Source organism: Anatilimnocola aquadivae, assembly GCF_049819085.1.
Classification (GTDB): Bacteria; Planctomycetota; Planctomycetia; order Pirellulales; family Pirellulaceae; genus Anatilimnocola.
This window is the reverse complement of the sequence record NZ_CP187419.1, coordinates 7,506,611-7,521,734: the sequence shown is the minus strand read 5'-3', so window position 1 is coordinate 7,521,734 and position 15,124 is coordinate 7,506,611. Positions and strand designations below refer to the sequence as shown.

Below are 15,124 nucleotides of genomic sequence, written 5' to 3'. Positions count from 1 at the left end.
CCTACTCGGTCCTTCAACCGGCTTTGTCGAGTTGCGTGGCACTCAGCTTGTTGTAGAGCGTCTTCAAGCTGATGCCCAGTTCGTCGGCAGCTGCTGGCTTGTTCCCTTGATGCCGATCGAGCGCTTCGAGAATCGCGTGGTTTTCGAGCTCACGGAGCGAGATCGGCGAAACAAGCTTCAGCTTGGGTGGTGGCCCGCCTCGACGAGAACCGGCAAATCGCTGCGGCAGATGCTCGGGCGAAATGGGCGGGTGATCGCAGAGAATCGTGGCATGCTCGATGACGTTGGCCAGCTCGCGCACGTTGCCGGGCCATGAATGCTTTTGCAGCACGTCGATGGCTTCCGGCGTAAAGAGCTCATCGTTGGCTTTGAGGCCGGGTCGAAAGCGGCGGAACAAATGGCCGGCAATTTCCGGCACGTCGTCGATTCGCTCGCGGAGCGACGGAATGTGAATCTCGAAGGTGTTGATGCGGTACATCAAGTCTTCGCGGAAGTCGCCACTCTCGACCATGTCTGGCAACTGACGATGCGTCGCGCAGATCACGCGGACGTCGACCACAAAGGCCGTGTTGTCGCCGACGCGGCGAATCTCGCCGCTCTCCAGCACGCGTAGCAATTTCGCTTGCATCGACTTCGGCAACTCGCCGATTTCGTCCAGGAAGATCGAGCCACCATGGGCCACTTCAAACAGGCCGGTGCGATGTTCGTCGGCACCGGTGAACGCGCCCTTGCGATGGCCGAAGAGTTCGCTCTCGATGAGCGCCTCGGGCAGTGCTCCGCAGTTGACGGCAACGAAAGGGTTATCGCGGCGCAGGCTATGTTGATGCACAGCCCGGGCGACGAGTTCCTTGCCGGTGCCTGTTTCGCCGAGAATCAGCACGGTGCTGCTCGTGGGAGCCACTTTCTCGATCAGTTTTTTGACGCGAGCCATCGACGGACTATCGCCGACCAGTTCGGTCTTCCCCTGCACCCGCTCCAGCTGGTGCTTCATCGCCTTGTACTTGTTGACCAGTTCGCGCTTCGTCGAAACGCGCTGCAGCAGGCCCTTCAAGTCGATGAGCTTGCAGGGCTTGGTCAGATAGTCGAACGCACCATGGCGCAAAGCATCGCGGGCCGTCTCGAACGAAGCCTTGCCGGTCAGCACGACAGCGTCGGTATCGGGCGATAGCTCTTTGCACTTGCCGATGACTTGAATGCCGCTCATGCCGGGCATATCGAGATCGACAATGATGCAGTCGTACGAGTTGAGTTCGAGCGCAGCGACAGCCGTGAAACCGTCCGGGCAGACGGTCACTTCGTGTCCCATGCGGGGTAACTCGATGCTCATCAGTTCCTGCAGCGACAGTTCGTCGTCGGCAAACAGGATCTTCAAACGGCTAGGCGACCGCGTATCGCCTTTGGCCGATTCCATTTTGATTGACTCTTTCATGCGTTGCCTTTGCATCTACCGACAAGGGGAACAGCACGCGCATTCGCGAGCCCTTTCCCGGACCATCACTAAAGACTTCAATCGTGCCGCCATGCTCGCTGACGATGCGATAGGTAATCGAGAGACCGAGACCGGTCCCCTGACCATCGCGCCGGCGAGTAAAGAACGGCTCGAACAGGTGTTTCAATACTTCGGGACTCATGCCGCAGCCATTGTCGCTGACGAGCACTTCGGCCCATTGCCCACTGCGGCGCAGTTCCACTTTCACCGTGCCGCCGTTATCGAGGCTGTCGAGGCCATTGGTGATCAGGTTCAGCAGGACCTGCTTGATTTCTTGACCATTCACGCGGGAGCGCACTGGCCCGCTCTGAAGCAGCTCGACATTCTTTTGCTTGTAATTGCCCAGGTGCCGCACCATGTCGATTACACCTTCGGCCAACTCGACCAGATCGGTATCGTCCTTCTCGGCTGGGCCGCGACGTGAGAAATCGAGCAACTGATCGGTGATTCCTTTGCAGCGGAACGCTTCGTCCTGAATGCGCCGCAGGTACTTGCTGAGAACGATAATCTCGCCGCTCTGTTCTTCGGTCGGCTTGTCACCATTGGCGACGATGATGTCCTCGACGCGCGACTCGAGCGATTCAGCGGCCATTGCAATGGCCGCGAGCGGATTGTTGATCTCGTGCGCGACTCCGGCGGCGAGAAAGCCCACGCTGGCCATCTGTTCGCTGCGCACCACTTCCTGCGTTCGTTGCCGCACCTGGTCATCCAAGTCACGGCGAATTTCTTGAAAGCGGCTCGTCATATCATTCAGCGCGCCGGCCAGTTCTGAGAACTCGTCATGCGTGCGCAAGAAGATGCGGTGATCGAAGTCGTCGGCCTTGGCGATGCGCCGCGATCCGGCCAGCAGCACATGCAGCGGCGCGACCACCCAGACGTAGAACATGGCCAGCAGGACAACCATCATGCCGATGGCCAGAAAGAACATGATCCACGAGGTAATGATCCAGGTCCGATACTCGTCTTTGACGTCGCCCCCGAACTGTCGCATGCGATGATGCAACTGCGCGGGCAAGATGCCGGCCAGCTCGTACATTTCATCCACGCTGGTAGCGACAGACGAGATGCGAACCGGATCGACGACCCAGTCCGGATCGTCTTTCGATTTGGCCAGGTCTTCCAGCTTTTTCTCCAGAGTCGCGAGAATCTCGCGTTCTTTGCTGCGATCGCCCAGGCGCGGATCGGTATCAAAATCGTTGCTCAATTGCTTGGCATAACGATGGAGCGTGTCTTCGACGGCGAGGAACTCCGTGCGAAACTCGTGCTGCAACATTACCGCGTCGACTTCGGTCCCGTCGCGTTGCACCAAGATATAGTTGATCGATCGGGCCCGGCTGAGAGTAACTCGCATATCGCCCAAGCTTTGGGCCAGTTCGCCCGCCACGGGCAGTTCGCTAGCGCGCAGGCTCATCGTGCGCACGAGGGTACGGTAAGAATACGCACCCTGAAAGCCACTGACGGCCAGCACCACGACCATTGCCAGGAGCAAGGCCACGCACAGCAGCAGCTTCGTTTGAATCGACCAGCGCCAGTGCACGACGAACCTCCTTGTTCGGTCATGTTTGGTACGATGAGACTCGCGGAGTCTAACACGAGGAGCCGAAAATCGACAAGTTCGATGTTCGCTCGAAGTACAAGGTTTAGCGAGCTTTAGCGGCGATGCGCGCTGCCAGCTTTTCAACCCCATCATTGCCAGCAGCCACCCACCGTGACGAATCCAACAGAGTCCAGCAACGACGACGATTTCGGCGTGCCCATTCCGGGCCGCATCTTGCCCCAGGAAGCTTGGGCCAAGACCGCCATTAAGAAGATGCCACCGCCCCCCATCGATTGGGCCACCATGTTTGGCCGCACCGCGCCGGTCGTGCTCGACCTGGGGTGTGGCAACGGCCGCTTCCTGATTGCTCGAGCAGCCTGGAACGACCGAAGATGGATCACTTGGGCGTCGACATCCTGCCGCTGGTGATTCGCTACGCTACTCGCCGCTGCAATCATCGTGGCCTGCACAATGCCCGGCTTGCGGTCATCGGAGCGTATGAACTGCTCGAAGAGTACGTGCCCGCTGCTAGCGTCGCCGAGATCCACCTGTATCACCCGCAGCCTTACGAGAAGCGGGGGCACATCGACGACCGCCTCATCACCCTGGAGTTTCTTACCCTGGTCCAAAAGGCCCTCGTCCCCGGCGGCCTGTTCGTCATCCAGACCGACAACAAGAACTACTGGAAGGACATTGCCCGCTTTGCCCCGCAAGTCTTCGACTTCGAAGAACTGACGGGAACTTGGGCCAATGCTCCCCAAGGGCGCACTCGCCGCGAGATCTACGCCCGGCAACACGGGATGAAGATCTATCGCGGCCAAGGACGACCGAAGCCTGTCATCTGAGTGATCACCTCGCTCCGGCGAGGTCGCCTCTTCTCGGTAGTCATCTCGCTCCGCCGAGATGGCATTTTCATCTTGCGGAGCAAGATGCCTACGATAAACGCCATCTTGTGGAGCAAGATGACTACGGTGGACGAATTCCCCAGAACTGCTCTTGGGGATTTGCTGCTGACGCTGGAAAATCCAGCGATGGCTGAGTGGCTGCAATCCGTGCTCGAAGAACTGGCGAAAGCGCCAGCCTGTGGCTATTTGCCCGGGCAGGTCGCGGCGACGGAACCGAGCGTGATTGCCGCTTTGGCCTTGCTCGGTCATGGTCAATGGGATGCAGCCCAGCCGGTGCTCGACTATCTCGCGCGGGCGCAGCAGACCGATGGCTCGGTCGGCGTGCGCCAAGCTGAAGCGACACCAGCCTGGCCGACGAGTCTGGCCATCATCGCCTGGCAACAGTTCGATGCAGTCAAGCATCGCGAGCGGATCGACCTCGCAATGAAGTGGCTCTCGGCCATGCACGGCGAAAAGCTCGAACGTAGTCCCGAGATGGGGCACAATACGCAACTGGATGGTTGGCCGTGGGTTGAAGGAACCCATAGCTGGCTGGAGCCCACCGCCTTTGCGTTGCTCGCCTATCGCGCGGCTGGCCAGCGGACCAACGCGCGAGCCGCGGAAGCGGTCCGCTTGCTTATCGATCGCCAGTTGCCCGATGGTGGCTGCAACTACGGCAACACCATCGTGCTCGGCCAAACACTGCGGCCGCACGTGCAGCCTACGGGCATCGCCATGCTGGCCCTCGCGGGCGAGAGTGACCCGAGTGGTCGCTTGGAACGCTCGCTCACCTGGCTGCAGTGGTCGCTCAACACGCGCAGCACCGCGACCTCGCTTAGCTGGGCCTTGCATGGCCTGTATGCCCACGGCCGCGAAGTTCCTCAAGCCGAAGCGCTGCTCGCCAGTGCCTACGAGCGCGTGAAACAGCACGATCAGTCTCCCCACAAGTTCGCCCTCCTCGCGCTGGCCGCCCTTGGTCCCCAATCACCGCTCCTCCGTGGCGACAGATCTTCTGGTCTGTCTTCCCCCCCATCTCCTCCAAACTCATGACCAAGCCCGAACCCTTCTCGAACACTCCGCGCCTTCAACTGCCGAACGTCAATCGCCGGACGTTGCTCGTCGGCGGTGGTCTGGCCGCAGCTGGCATCGTGCTCGCGCGGACAATTCGCGAACTGACACTCGGCCGGGCCAGCGTGTTCATCGCCAAGAACCAGAAGTACGACGGGCCGCTCGTGCAGACCATTCGCGACGGCCTGGTCGACTGCGGACTGGTGCCCGCCGAGATTCAAGGTAAACGGATCCTCCTCAAGCCCAACCTGGTCGAGCCTTCGCGCGATGCTCCGCACATGACAACGCATCCCGCCATGATCCTGGCGGCCGCCGAAGTCTTTCGCAGTTGGGGTGGCCTTGTCACGGTTGGTGAAGGGCCCGGCCATGTGCGCGATACCGAGATGGCTCTCGTCGAATCGGGCGTCGCCGATGCACTCGATTCGTTGCAACTCAGCTTTCGCGATTTGAACTATGAAGAGGTTGTCTGGACGCCGAACCGCGGCCGCGCGAGCAAACTACCGGGCTTCTTTTTCCCGCGCAGCGTGGCCGAAGCCGACCTGGTCGTCTCGCTGCCGAAGATGAAGACCCATCACTGGGTCGGCGTCACCGCGGCCATGAAGAACCTCTACGGCGTCATCCCCGGCATCAAGTATGGCTGGCCCAAAAACGTCCTCCATCACAACGGCATCCCCGAAACGGTCTTCGACATCAATGCCTCCCTCCCCCAGACCATTGCCATCGTCGATGGCATCGACTGCATGGAAGGGGACGGGCCCATCATGGGCACCAAGAAGCACATGGGGCTCGTAGTCGTCGGAACCAACCCCGCCGCCGTCGATGCCACCCTGTGCCGCCTGATGGATGTCAGTCCGCAGCAAGTTCCCTATCTGGCACTCGCCGCCAACCGACTCGGCCCCCTCGAGCAGCGCCTCATCGAGCAACGAGGTGAAGGCTGGGAGCCACTCAAGTCATCCTTCCAGATGCTCGACAAGCCTCACCTTCGCTCGCTCGTTCGCCATCGCGGCGTGCTGGTGAGTTAGTCCGACGTCAACTTTGGGGTCATCAATCTTCCCTTGTATTGCGTTGTCTGCCGTACCCTTGAACAGCCCCTGAACACCCCGAGTTTGATAACTTTTTTGCGCGCTTTTTGCATCTGAAATGCCCCTCTAAACCAAGTCGCCACTACCACTTCTGTCGACTGATAACCGGTTATTGCCCGTGTTCTTGATAACCGTTTGATAACCAGTTAAGCCTGCCATTTTGGCACTTGAGCAGCTCACAATCTTCGTAGTTCTGTGCCTCGCTAGAGCAACATTTCATCCCTAGTTGAGTCATGACTATCCACCACATGATCACCACTTACCCTAAATATCCACAACCACTATTGTCGTTGTATTCATCCGTTTTACGCCAGCGTCGGGTGTTGGCGAGCTAGTTTGATGCCCCCTTTTGTCCAACAACCGACGGGTTCTTTGGACAGGTTGCTACTTCGCATACAGCCCTGCCTAGCCAGAAACGCCAGCAAGAACGACGTCACCCAGCGGCACATTCGCTGCCCGCGCAACAACAAGCACACCGCAGGAGAACCCCTAGATATTATCGCCGCGTGGTGATTTATTGTCAACCAAGTGTTGAATTATATCATAATATTTAATGATCACATTTCCCCTGGCAATGTCGCGCGAATGGCCCCCAGCAAATCCGACAAGCCACCTCGCTGCAGGCGGATTCAGCCAAGAACTTGACGCGGCCGGTGAGAACCGGCTTAATAGCCCCACCTAATAACCACGGGAGCTGTTTCGATGGGTGCATGGGGCGAAGGGGTTTTTGAGAACGACCAGGCCAGCGATTGGATCGACGAATTGGTCGAATCCGGCCAGTCGAGTGCAATCGACAAGCTTCTGTTGCTCGCAGTCAAAGCAAAGCGCGGAGGACTGGAAGCTGATGAGGCGTCCGCTGCGCTGGCGGCGGCTGAAGTCGTGGCTGCGGCGCGCGGGCATCGCCACGCCGACTTACCAGCCGAGGTAAAGGAGTGGTTGGGCACTTCCGGCTACTCGCCGAACGCGAAAACCGTGAAGCTCTGTGTGCAGGCGACCGAGCGTATTCTGAAAGACTCCGAACTGCAGGAGCTTTGGGAAGAAGCAGGCGAGTTGCCCGCCTGGAAGCGAGGCATCAGCGGTCTGCTCAGTCGCCTGGCAAAACCCGCCCAGCCGACCAAAGCAAAAGCCAAGCCACAGCTTGCTGCGAAAGCCAAGCCACAGGTGGCGGCGAAGGCCAAGCCAGGGGCTCCATCGAGCCCCCGTGCCGCAGTTGCCGCGCTCAAGAAGAAGCGCGTCTTTGTCGTGACTCAGCCCGGCAAATCCGCCCACAATGTTTGCGTCGGCCGCGGCGCAAAATCAGATCGCTCGCCGCTCAACGACGCGGACATGGTGCACTTTGAGCAACTGCCAATGCTCGAGGACGTCACTCTCTGCCGGTACCGCATCACCGATGCGGGGCTGCAACCGCTGGCCGCTATGTCAGGCCTGGAATCGCTCGAACTGAGTGAAATGCCGCTGACCGATGCTTGCGCAGGTGTCTTCGAACGGCTAACCAAAATAACAAGCTTGAATCTGAAGCAGACTCGAATCGGCGATGCCGTACTGTGGCAGATTGCCCGCATGGCGAAGCTCGCCGAGCTTCACCTGGGACAGACTGCGGTTACGGACATCGGCGTTAGGCAACTGCTGAACTGCAAGGCCTTGACGCTGCTTCATCTGACCGGCACTCAAATCACCGATATCAGCCTGCGCGAGCTCGCCAAATTTCCAGCTCTCACCCATCTGAACCTCGGCGGCACACGCCTCACGACGGCTGGAGTTAAGTTGCTGAAATCCCTGTCCACTTTGCAGCATCTGTCGCTCGACGAAACGGCCGTTGACGATGAGGCCTGCGCGGCGATCGCGGGGTGGCAGCAACTGGATAGCATCAGCCTCGACGGAACAAAGGTCACAGGCCAGGGGCTGCGCAAGCTAACTGGCCTCAAGAAGCTGACCTTCATTCGCTGCAACCAGCTGCCACTGACCGACGACGATGTTCCCACGCTGCTCCTGTTTCCCCCGGAGGCAACGGTCTTCGCCCTGAAGACCAAAATCACGGCGAAGGGGAAGAAAGCGATTGCCGCAGCGGGTCGCAGCACTATCTATGTATGACGGCGTTAGCCGAGAATCTTCTTCTTCAGCCCGCTGAGCAGGTCGAGCGCGCCGCCGATTTCGGCCTTTTGGCGCTCGGGGTCTTGGGGAATCTCACGCTCAATCGTCAGCGGGCCGCGATAGCCAATTTCGAGCAACTTGCGGAGGTAGTTCTCCATACCGACATCGCCCTGGCCGAGGGCCACTTCCTGGCCCCATTCCTGGCCGGGGTTCTTCGCCCACTTGCCGTCTTTGCAATGCACGCTGCGGACGAACTTGCCAACCTGGCCCAGCGCCTCGATCGGTTCGCCGTTGCCGTACAGAATCATGTTCGCCGGATCGAAGTTGATGTAGAGATTGTCGCGCTGCACGTCGCCAATGAACTGCAACAGACCTGCGGCCGATTCTTGCCCGGTTTCGAGATTGATCTGCTGGCCGTTGCGATCGCAGTAGTCGCAAAGCTCGCGGGCCGTGGCAACGATTTCTTTGTACAGCGGGTCGTTCTTGTCGTGGGGCACAAAGCCGATGTGCATGCCGACGGTGCTGCAGCCCAGCAGCTTGGCGAAGTCGGCGATCTCTTTCGTTTCCTTGGTGCGGGCCGCACGCGTTTCGGGCGGAACCAGGCCGACGGTCTTGGCGACGGTGGGAATGTCGGCGTAGCTTTCCCCTTCGAAGCCGCAAAAGACGCAGGTGAGGCGAATGTTGTAGTCGGCGATCTTCTTTAAGAAGGCATCGGCGGCCGCCTGGGTGCGGGTTGCTTCGTGCGGCGCGTGAATTTGAATCGTGGGCACACCCAGGTCGCGGGCGACCTCCAACTTCACACCGAGTCCGGCGTCGACACTAGTGAAAACTCCGAGCGGCCAGACTTCCATCGCGAAACCCCTTGTTGGAATGCAGAATTGAGAAGGCAGAATGCAGAACGAGGAGAGGATGTATTTGCGGCGAGGCTAGGTGCGCACACCCAGGCCCTTGGTGAGGAGCATGAAGGCCGATTCGAGATTGACCTCTTCCTCGCGGAATAGCTTGAGGGGAAAGCCGCCGGAGATCAAGAGCGTGGAGAGTTCGGCGTACTCTTCGATCCCTTCTCGCAGGGTAACGGTGAGCCGTTGGGGGGAGACTTCGGCGCTCTCGACCAGACGATTCTCGCGCAGCTTATTCGCTGCGGCCTGTTGATCGCCGGCCACTTCAATGTGCAGCACGACTCGCGGGCGGACCTTTTTGATCACCTCGGCGACGGTGCCATTAAAACCCATCACGCCGCGGTCGATGATGCCAACCTTGTTACACATATCGGCCAGCTCGGGCAGAATGTGACTGCTGACCATGATCGTTTTGCCTTGCTCGCCTAGGCGACGCAGCACGGCTCGCATCTCGATCCGTGCTCGCGGATCGAGACCACTCAGCGGTTCATCGAGCAGCAGCACTTGCGGCTCGTGCAACAACACGCGGGCGAGACCGAGGCGTTGTGTTTGACCACGCGAAAGAGTACTGGCGAAGGCGTCGCGTTTGAAATCGAGATCGACCAGTTCCAGCTTTTCGTTGCAGACTTGCCGGCGTTTATCTCCGCTGATGCGATACGCGGCCGCGAAGAACTCGAGATACTCGATCACCTTCATATCGTCGTAAACGCCGAAGAAGTCGGGCATGTAGCCGACGAGGCGGCGGATCTCGCGGGGCTCGCGATAGATCGAGTGATCGCACACGTAGGCTTCGCCGGACGAAGGCTGCAGCAGCGTGGCGAGGATTTTCATCGTCGTCGTTTTGCCTGCGCCGTTGGGACCGATGAAGCCGAACAGGTCGCCGGCTTGCAGATCCAGGTTGATATCCTGAATCGCATACGACTCGTCATATTTTTTGGTGAGGCCGACAGTCTTAATCATGGCGCTTCAGCAAGGCGAACGTGGTCACGGCGAGGAAACGGAAACAGTCTCAGTGGTAGCGTCGCGGGTTTTGACGGGGAAGACCAGGCGATACCAGGTGCCAGTGGTGGCCTGCAGTTGCTCGGGAGAGACCCCTTCGACGGGCAGCGAGGCGGTAGGCGATTCTACTCGGCCCATCAGCACCGCGCGGCCGTTGCGCACATGGTCGCTCAGGTCGAGGTGCGCCTGATAGCGATGGCTCATGCCCGTGTACTTTGGCCCGCGAACCGCATCGTGCAGCATCAGCATGTGCATGATCCGCGTCAGGTCGGTATCGGTCGGGCTCCACGGCGTCGAGATGTCTTTCGTATCGATCACCTGCCGTCGCGTTAGCCGCGATTCCAAATTGAGCGCCGTCAGTGAGCTTAGCTGCATCTTTTGGCCCGGCTTTAATGGTTCTTGAATCCGGTAGAGCCATTCGCCACTGGCCAGCAAGCAATCGGTCAGTTCAAACGGCAGCGGATTGGACAACTCGCCGTCGAGATGGCCGTAGGTGTTGTAGCGCAGCGAGGGAGCCTCTTCAGCCAGGCTGGTCGTTCCCCACCAGCGAGCCGAAAGGGCTTTCGAACTGGCGGCGCGAATCGGCAAGCCCGAGATGACCGACACGCGGCCCGGCGGCGAGATCAAGTAGGGCGTAGAAGCATCCAGGGCCACTTGCGGCGAAGCTAAGCCGCCGAGGCCGCTGCCGGGCAAGCCCTGCCAATCAGCAACACTTTCAACCTCTTGCCAAGTCTCTCCCCGGCCCACCACGCGCAGTGATAGTTGTGCGCTACGTGGTTCTGGCGAGTAGAGATGCGACCAGAGGGTGCCGCGGACGACACCTTCCTGTATGTCGATATCGACAAGTTCCAGCTGATTGACGCGAGTCTTGGTGCCGTGGGCCAACTGGCCGAGATACCAGGTTCCCAGGCAGAAGGCCAAACAGACCAGGGGAAACGTCACCCAGGTGATCGTGCGGGGAAGTTGCAGATAGGTAATCAGAAAATAATCGGCCGGGCCGATGAGCAGCAGCAGCGTGATCGCGACGACGGCGACCACGGTAAAGCTGACCACGGTCACACCGGCGAACTGATCGAGCGCGGCGCGCAATTGCCCGGTGAGATCTTCGTAGCCGAGGTGCGTGATCGAGTGCCCGCGATGGGCGGCGAGGCTATCGGCCGCTGGTCCACCCAGTTGCAAGATGCGAGCGAGAAATCGGCTGTGACCTTTCCATTCCACGAGCGTGGGATGATCGAGTTCCAAGGCCACGAAGGTGACTTGTCCCAGGCCATAAGGCTGGCGAATGATCAGCGGCGGATTGCCGGCCTGGCCACCTTGTTCGAGTTGCACGCGGCCACTGCGGTCGGCCAGCTTCACGACGGCCGGCCGGCGACTATCGGTCAGGGATCGCTGCGGAAACTCAGCTCCGGTGTAGTTCGCCAGCCCGCTGGTTTCCCGCAGGACATCGAGCGCCTCGAACTTGCCGGGCACGAACTGCGCGAGCGGATGTGCCGGATCGAGAAACTCTTTGGCTTGGCTGCCCATGGAGAGCGTGAGCTTGCCGCCGAGCAGCACCCATTTTTTCAGTACGGCAAATTGCTCGGCCGAGAGCTCGCTGACGATTCCCTTCGCACTCGCGGTGATCAGAATTCGTTCGACGCCTTCGTAGCCCGAGACACGATCGGGCAGATGCTTGGCATCCTTCACCGTCGCGACAATCATCGAGACCTCTTCGGGTCGCTTCATCAGACTGGCAGCGGTGGCGACATTCGCATCGGGGCCGATGACCACGAGCAGTTCGCGCGTGGCCTTTTGGGGCGGCGAGACATTCAGTCGCTCCGACCAGAGGACGCGATCTTCGTCGGGCGTACGCAGCTGCAGATGCCACTCACTCCGCTGTGGCCCAGCCTTGGCGTACAGGCGAACAGTTTTCGTGGCATTAGCGGGCAGGTCGATCACGCCCGACTCATCGGCGGGATAAATGACGGGTACACCGTCGCCGTCTTCCGAAAGGAGATCGAGCCGACCTTGCGCTCCTTGCGGGCCCGCTTTGAGTTCGAGCAGAAATGGAGTCCAAAAACCCGCTTTGTAGACATCGTCAAAGCCGGCAATCACCGTTTGGATCGTCAGGCGGTCATCAGCGAAAGCGATCGCTGAGAGGGAGAGCCACGCGCAGCAACAGGCGAGAACCAGAGACCAGCTGCGACGAAGATGTGGGGGCCAAAGCATGCTGCCAGAATAACGGTCCGGACTCACCGCGAGAATGGGCGGTGAGTCCCTGTTGGCGGCAGACCGCGGGGTCTGCCGGGTGTTAATCTTTTGGGAAGACCGGCAGACCCGGAGGTCTGCCGCCACGAACTACGGTGCGTTCAAGCTCAGACGGGCATCGAGAACTTTCTGGATGCGGGCCGAAGTTTCCTGTAGGTGAGCCCGGCTGTAAACATCGAGCTTGCCGGTCATTTCGCCGTTTTCCAGCACCTTCTTGATCTTCCCTTGCAGTTCGCCCAGTTGCAGGTACGCAACCGTTTGGCAATCTTGCGGGGCACCCGTGTTGCCCATCGCCATTTGCGAGAGGCTCTTCAGGTATGACCGCTGCAAGTTACGACGCAAGCTGGCAATGGCCGGTTTGCGGTTGCTGTACTCGCCTTCCTTCAGGCCATCGACATCGCTGAAGATGCCCTTGGTCAAACGGTCGAGCAATTCGGCCGTCGTAACAATGTCGGTATCGGGCGAGGCCTTCAGTTCGGCGTCGTGCATCCGCTCCAGCGAGATCGACGAGAGCAACTGCGACAGGACGCGCTCTTGCCACATCAGCACAAAGTCGTGCACGCCGAAATCCTTGCGGACCGAAGGTGTGACGCCCCAGTGACTCCAGTTCGACCAACCGAGTTGGTTGTAGATTTCTGGCGGGAACGAGAACGGCTTGTCGCTGAACAGGTTCTTGTCGAGCATGTCGAGCACTTCGCGTTGCAGCTTGGCGTCGACGGCTTGAACCGGCGGCTTGGCGTCTTTGTCACCCTTGTGGCTACGGCTGGTCTTCAAACCACCCACTTGCCGCGAGGCAAAGAACATTGCCTGGCCCGCTTGAGCCACTACCACGTTGAACGTGCGGCGAGCTTGGGTGTAGTCGTCACCTTCCTTGGTCGTCCGGTCGATGAGGCCGGGAATCAGATCTTCGACGTTCTGCAGACGATGCTTGGCAAAGTCGACTGGGTTCGCACCCAGGTCGAAGCGATTGCTGTCTGGATCGGGATCGATGCCGCGAGTGTCTTCGTCGGTCGAGTAGGCCAGCGTCGGTTCACCGCTGCGAGCAGCGATTTTCTTCAGCTCTGCCAGTTCGCCTTGGGTTCCACCCGAGAAAGGTTTGTAGCCGTATTCAATGGCCCAGATGTCGTAAGGTCCGACAGTCGTGGGGTAGTAGTCGCCTTGCTTTTCACCCTTGCCCACGATGTTGGCTGGGTTGTAATCCATGACCGAGGCCACCATCGAGCCGCCCGATTTGGTCGGGTCGTTCAGGTCCTTCAGGCTCAGCCATTTGCTGGCCTTGAAGTTGTGACGTAATCCGAGGGTGTGACCCACTTCGTGCATCGTGACTTCCTTCAGGGCCTGCATAAAGAACTTTTCCAAGTTCTCGGGAGCCAGCTTGGGATCGGCTGCGAGAATCGCGGCTTCACCGCCGGCCAGCTGCATGCTCATGCCGCGGCTCAGGGCACAATCGGGCATCAAGCCCGTACGAGCCGAGAAAATTGGGTTCGGCTTTTCAGCGGTCGGACGCAGATCGAGCTCGCCACCCGTCATGGCCGCGACGGTGTCGCGGGTGAAGGTTTCGTATTCGTCTTTCCACGAGTTCAGAAAGTCGGCATCGAAGATGATGTCGGCGTCCAGGATCTGACCGGTGTAAGGATTGGTCCGCGAAGGACCCATCGCAAAGCCGGCGTTCGACGTGATCCAGCGGAACGTGTTGTAGTTGATGTCTTCCGGGTCCCAGGTGGCGTTATCGGGCTGACGCTCCACGACGATCGCGTTCACAAATCCAGCCGATTCGAAGGCTTTGTTCCATTCGTAGATGCCATCGTAGATGGCCTTTTCGTACTTGTACGGAACGGTCTTCTCGATCCAGAACTTGATCGGCTTGACCGGCGGCGAGAGCTTGGCTGTAGGATCTGACTTTTGCAGGTCCCAGCGGTTGATGAACCGCACGAACTGATCGCGATTGCTCTTGCTGGAGAAGTCTTTGACGGCAGTGAGGAAGTAACCCACGCGGTCGTCGGCCAGCCGAGGCGTGTACGACGACGATTGCGGAATCTTGCTCAGCGAGTAGTGAACATTGATCGTCACACCGCGGCTATCGGGAACGGTGTCGATTTCGGCCTGGCCACCCGAGGCATAGGTCGCGGCCACTTCGAGTTCCATATTGTTTTCGAAACCCTTCACAGCGGCCCACGAGCTCTTGCTGGGGGAGAATACGAAGCCACTCAGCACCTGGCTGATCTGCGGCAAGTCGCTCATGAAGACCTGGGTCAGGTCGACCAGGTCGCCACCCTTGGGGCCCTTCATGGTCGTGGGAATGCTGAACAGCACGCTATCGGTATAGGCATTGCGAACGGCGCGGGCTTCCGGCGAGTTGCTGGTTGCCTTGAAGCGGACGTTCTTGCGAATGATGTGAACGTTGTCGTCGACCTTGCGGAACTGCCACACCCAGTCGTCGCCAAAACCCCAGCTCATGCCGCCCAGCAGCGGTCCCTGGCTGATGCCGCGCGAGATCGAGATCAGCACGATGTATTCCGAACTGTAATCGCCGGGCATCAACTCGACGAACAGGTTGTTCCCCTTTTGATGCATCTGCAGCAGACCGCTGACAGCCTTCGCATCTTTGAGCGCGGCCGCATAGGGCGGCGCGGCGGGTGTGGCTGGCTTTTCGGCCGGCTTGTCTTGAGCAGTGCCGATTTCGGCCGCCAGAAAGAACGTGAAGGCTGCCGCCGCTGTGCACAATGTGCCAGCCAGAATCCGTCGAAACATGTGAGTCACTCGCTTATGCCGCAACCCTTCGAGCTGGCGATGAGCCGCCCGCAGCGATTGCGAATCAAGATTTTGGG

At 59.6% G+C, this 15,124-nt stretch carries 11 protein-coding genes; 5 read left to right on the top strand and 6 right to left on the bottom strand.

Features of this window, described 5'->3' with window-relative positions; translation table 11 throughout:
- Positions 1 to 13 precede the first annotated feature (13 nt).
- Together NA78x_RS29815 and NA78x_RS29810 are read right to left on the bottom strand one after the other, a co-directional pair.
- Complete coding sequence (locus NA78x_RS29815; protein ID WP_425616026.1) at positions 14 to 1,411, bottom strand: sigma-54-dependent transcriptional regulator; 1,398 nt, start codon at positions 1,409 to 1,411, stop codon at positions 14 to 16.
- Entirely contained in the window at positions 1,377 to 3,026 is a 1,650-nt protein-coding gene (locus tag NA78x_RS29810) for a sensor histidine kinase (protein WP_425616025.1), read from the bottom strand. The genes NA78x_RS29815 and NA78x_RS29810 overlap by 35 nt, the downstream gene beginning before the upstream one ends.
- 171 nt (positions 3,027 to 3,197) lie before the next feature.
- Between NA78x_RS29810 and NA78x_RS29805 the strand changes: the two genes are divergently transcribed.
- From NA78x_RS29805 to NA78x_RS29785, 5 genes are all read left to right on the top strand, one after another.
- The gene (locus NA78x_RS29805; protein WP_425616024.1) at positions 3,198 to 3,455 is read left to right on the top strand and encodes a hypothetical protein; all 258 of its coding nucleotides are present in this window, start codon (positions 3,198 to 3,200) and stop codon (positions 3,453 to 3,455) included.
- Positions 3,419 to 3,871, top strand: a complete 453-nt coding sequence (locus NA78x_RS29800) for a hypothetical protein (protein WP_425616023.1) — start codon at positions 3,419 to 3,421, stop codon at positions 3,869 to 3,871. Before NA78x_RS29805 ends, NA78x_RS29800 begins: the two co-directional genes overlap by 37 nt.
- 84 nt (positions 3,872 to 3,955) lie before the next feature.
- A complete protein-coding gene (locus tag NA78x_RS29795) occupies positions 3,956 to 4,960 on the top strand; it encodes a hypothetical protein (protein WP_425616022.1) in 1,005 nt (334 codons plus the stop codon).
- Positions 4,957 to 6,000, top strand: coding sequence for a DUF362 domain-containing protein (locus NA78x_RS29790; protein WP_425616021.1), 1,044 nt, complete (start codon positions 4,957 to 4,959; stop codon positions 5,998 to 6,000). Before NA78x_RS29795 ends, NA78x_RS29790 begins: the two co-directional genes overlap by 4 nt.
- Before the next feature lie 762 nt (positions 6,001 to 6,762).
- Positions 6,763 to 8,151, top strand: a complete 1,389-nt coding sequence (locus NA78x_RS29785) for a DUF4259 domain-containing protein (protein WP_425616020.1) — start codon at positions 6,763 to 6,765, stop codon at positions 8,149 to 8,151.
- Between the two features lie 5 nt (positions 8,152 to 8,156).
- On the opposite strand, the gene NA78x_RS29780 is transcribed toward NA78x_RS29785, so the two are convergent.
- The 4 genes from NA78x_RS29780 to NA78x_RS29765 all read right to left on the bottom strand — a co-directional run bounded on the left by NA78x_RS29780 (position 8,157) and on the right by NA78x_RS29765 (position 15,047).
- Positions 8,157 to 9,002, bottom strand: coding sequence for a sugar phosphate isomerase/epimerase family protein (locus NA78x_RS29780; protein ID WP_425616019.1), 846 nt, complete (start codon positions 9,000 to 9,002; stop codon positions 8,157 to 8,159).
- Between the two features lie 75 nt (positions 9,003 to 9,077).
- Positions 9,078 to 10,010, bottom strand: a complete 933-nt coding sequence (locus tag NA78x_RS29775) for an ABC transporter ATP-binding protein (protein ID WP_425616018.1) — start codon at positions 10,008 to 10,010, stop codon at positions 9,078 to 9,080.
- 24 nt (positions 10,011 to 10,034) lie between these two features.
- A complete protein-coding gene (locus NA78x_RS29770; RefSeq protein ID WP_425616017.1) occupies positions 10,035 to 12,257 on the bottom strand; it encodes a hypothetical protein in 2,223 nt (740 codons plus the stop codon).
- 129 nt (positions 12,258 to 12,386) lie between these two features.
- Positions 12,387 to 15,047, bottom strand: coding sequence for a zinc-dependent metalloprotease (locus tag NA78x_RS29765; RefSeq protein ID WP_425616016.1), 2,661 nt, complete (start codon positions 15,045 to 15,047; stop codon positions 12,387 to 12,389).
- Between the last annotated feature and the right edge of the window lie 77 nt (positions 15,048 to 15,124).

Excerpts from the sequence above, each read along its gene's own strand:
- NA78x_RS29815 (WP_425616026.1), bottom strand. The coding sequence starts at position 1,411 with ATGGAATCGGCCAAAGGCGATACGCGGTCGCCTAGCCGTTTGAAGATC.
- NA78x_RS29800 (WP_425616023.1), top strand. The coding sequence starts at position 3,419 with ATGGATCACTTGGGCGTCGACATCCTGCCGCTGGTGATTCGCTACGCT.
- NA78x_RS29795 (WP_425616022.1), top strand. The coding sequence starts at position 3,956 with ATGCCTACGATAAACGCCATCTTGTGGAGCAAGATGACTACGGTGGAC.
- NA78x_RS29790 (WP_425616021.1), top strand. The coding sequence starts at position 4,957 with ATGACCAAGCCCGAACCCTTCTCGAACACTCCGCGCCTTCAACTGCCG.
- NA78x_RS29785 (WP_425616020.1), top strand. The coding sequence starts at position 6,763 with ATGGGTGCATGGGGCGAAGGGGTTTTTGAGAACGACCAGGCCAGCGAT.
- NA78x_RS29780 (WP_425616019.1), bottom strand. The coding sequence starts at position 9,002 with ATGGAAGTCTGGCCGCTCGGAGTTTTCACTAGTGTCGACGCCGGACTC.
- NA78x_RS29775 (WP_425616018.1), bottom strand. The coding sequence starts at position 10,010 with ATGATTAAGACTGTCGGCCTCACCAAAAAATATGACGAGTCGTATGCG.
- NA78x_RS29770 (WP_425616017.1), bottom strand. The coding sequence starts at position 12,257 with ATGCTTTGGCCCCCACATCTTCGTCGCAGCTGGTCTCTGGTTCTCGCC.
- NA78x_RS29765 (WP_425616016.1), bottom strand. The coding sequence starts at position 15,047 with ATGTTTCGACGGATTCTGGCTGGCACATTGTGCACAGCGGCGGCAGCC.